General features: G+C 34.2%; 2 protein-coding genes. Both read right to left on the bottom strand.

All coding sequences use genetic code 11. From position 1 onward, the window contains the following. Positions 1–341 precede the first annotated feature (341 nt). Positions 342–986: a hypothetical protein gene (locus HMPREF9073_RS11465; protein ID WP_232212952.1), complete on the bottom strand. Its 645-nt coding sequence runs from the start codon at positions 984–986 to the stop codon at positions 342–344. Positions 987–991: 5 nt separating this feature from the next. After that, positions 992–1,533, bottom strand: a 542-nt coding sequence (locus tag HMPREF9073_RS16040) for a hypothetical protein (RefSeq protein WP_009413937.1), incomplete at its 5' end; no start/stop codon positions are given.

Genomic DNA, 1,533 nt, shown 5'->3' with positions numbered 1-1,533 from the left:
CGTTGCCGTCAGTGATGCTTAGCACCTTGCCCCAAGCATCAAAATGGCGGGCTTCTACGAGCTTGCCATTAAGGTCGGTGATGGCTACAATACTACCAAGCTGATCACGATGTAGGAATAATAATTTACCTTCTTCACCATTGCTATTGTATACCGCAGGAGCACTATACGGGTCGCCACCGAGGTAAAATAGAAAGTCAATACTTCCTTTTGTTATATCCTCTTTGATTTCTACACTGCCATCGGCACTGTAATGTTTATGAATAGGGCGTTTTTCCTTTTCATCTTCAGCATTACCGTAATAGCAATGTGAACGCTCGCCAAAGGCATTGTACTTAATTTTATTTTTTTTCTACAAACTGAGAAGGCACTATTTTATCTAAACAATTATTCACAAAGTACTCCCATTCATACACTTCTATTTCTCCACCAAAAGTACTAATAACACATAGTTTACTTTTCTTTATAGCTGTAAAATATCCATAAACTCCTCCCATATAGAAAAGCATATCAAACTTCTTATCAAAAAGAAATTTAGCTAACTCATTTTCTGGAAGAGATGATTTATATGCTCTTGAGTTTGAAATAAATCTCACATCTCCTGTCGCAACTAACTCACCTTTACTATCAGTAATATAAGTACGAGTATATAAGTAACTTTTCCTTTTCTTAAAAAGTCCTTGAGGTTTTATGTTATAATAGTTAGGCATTAAGTAGCAGACAAAAGAACCGTCTAAATACTCCTCTTTATAAGCCTTATAGTTTGGCACTCTAAATAAAATATTATACAATCCAAATATATGAAATTGCTTGAGTTCTTCGGTTTCATTTACTATCTTAGCTTTTCTCACAAGATACTCTATTCTATCCTCTAACTCTTTCAGTTCTCCCTTGATATGCAACCTATCAATCATATTGATAGTATCTTGAGAGTACAAAAAGCACCAAGAAGAATTCAATACTATAATAATAAATAGCCTCCTCATTATCATTATCTTGATATATAAAAAATATTATAGGAATTTGTGATTTGAGTAGCATCTATTTTATGAAAACTACCGCCATTAGCTGGGTTCATAACATAATAGAATGTTTTTTGTATAACACTTCCATTAAGCTTTATAATTGTTTTTTGAACAATACGTTGCATAATCACACTATGTCCAACACTTTGTCCCATATTCATATTAATAGCTACCCTTGCTCCTCCTTGCATTTTAGATAATACTGTTGGTAAAGATATAAGTTTAAAATGTTCTCCTGCTACAGTATGTCCAGAAGCATTTGCATAAGCACCCCAAAGTCCCACATCATCTAAAGGAACTATATTAGGGTCACTTCCGAAATTAACTAAATCTCTTATTTGTTCCTGAGTCATATTTCCTCCAAAAGACTTGTCTACAGCTTCTGCACTGGCTGGTAAACAATTATTATCACCTACTTGTCCAACTTTAGGAATATTTTGTTGAGCTAATATGTTTTTTTGCACAGTAGCTCCATCCCAAAAACGTCTTCCGTCAATAGCGGCATCTA

It is taken from the genome of Capnocytophaga sp. oral taxon 326 str. F0382 (assembly GCF_000318295.1).
Lineage (GTDB): Bacteria > Bacteroidota > Bacteroidia > Flavobacteriales > Flavobacteriaceae > Capnocytophaga > Capnocytophaga periodontitidis.
The sequence above is the reverse complement of the archived record's forward strand: the minus strand, read 5'-3'. Positions and strand labels throughout refer to the sequence as shown.